General features: G+C 76.1%; 1 pseudogene. It reads left to right on the forward strand.

Going from position 1 to position 1183, the window contains the following annotated elements:
- Positions 1–1183 (forward strand): annotated as a pseudogene (locus tag ORI27_RS32845) (hypothetical protein); the annotation flags it as partial.

Genomic DNA, 1183 nt, shown 5'->3' on the forward strand with positions numbered 1-1183 from the left:
CGACGCGGCCGCCGCGGTGCCCGCGCCGCCGGCGGCAGTTCCGCCCGCGGCGATCCCGGGCGGCGGCGCCACCCCGCCCGGTCCGCCCGCCGGTGTGCCCGGTGTGCCCGGTGGTGGTGGGGGCGATGTTCCGCCTGGTCCGCCTGCCGGCGTTCCCGGTGTGCCCGGTGGTGGTGGGGGCGATGTTCCGCCTGGTCCGCCTGCCGGCGTTCCCGGTGTGCCCGGTGGTGGTGGCGGCGGCACCCCGGGAACCCCACCGGCCGCCGTTCCCGGTGATGTGGTGCCCGAATCCGTTGTCACCCCGCCGGTTCCGCCGGCCGAGGTCCCCGGTGGCTCGCTGCCGGGCTCCGGTGGCACACCGCCGGTTCCGCCGGCCGCCGTTCCCGGCGATGTGACGAATGAATCCGTCGTCACTCCGGGTGCGCCCGGGGTCGACGTGCCGGGCGGCTCGGACCAGGCCGTTGTCAACACACCCGGGGTGCCACCGGCCGCGGTGCCCGGCAACGTGATCAACGATTCGGCGGCGACGCTGCCGCCTCCGGGGGTGTCGGTGCCGGGTGCCTCGATCCCCGGCGGCATGCTCAACGTCCCCGGAACCCCGCCGGTCACCCTGCCCGGTGTTCCCAGTGCGGCCTCCATTCCCGGTGTCTCCACGCCGCCCGCCGCGGTGCCCGGCACCCCGGGCGTCCCGCTGAACGTCGATGTGCCCGGCACGCCCGCCGCGGTGCCCGGAACCCCAGGAACTCCCGGCGTCGAGCTGCCGCCGACTCCCGATACCGTGATCCCCGGGACGCCGGGAACACCTGCCGTCGAAGAGGTTCCGACTCCGCCCGCGGCAGTCCCGGGCGCGCCCGGTCAGGGTACCGGCGGAGGCGTTCCCACTCCGCCCGCCGCTGTCCCGGGCACGCCCGGCGGCAACGTCGTCGAGACCGGAACGACCCCGCCGGCCGCCGTACCGGGTGGTCCTGGTGAGGGTGGTGGCGGTGGTGTGCCGACTCCTCCGGCTGGTGTGCCCGGTGGTCCTGGTGAGGGTGGTGGCGGTGGTGTGCCGACTCCTCCGGCTGGTGTGCCCGGTGGTCCTGGTGAGGGTGGTGGCGGTGGTGTGCCGACTCCTCCGGCTGGTGTGCCCGGTGGTCCTGGTGAGGGTGGTGGCGGTGGTGTGCCGACTCCTCCGGCTGGTGTG

It is taken from the genome of Mycobacterium pinniadriaticum (assembly GCF_026242045.1).
Taxonomy (GTDB): Bacteria; Actinomycetota; Actinomycetes; order Mycobacteriales; family Mycobacteriaceae; genus Mycobacterium; species Mycobacterium pinniadriaticum.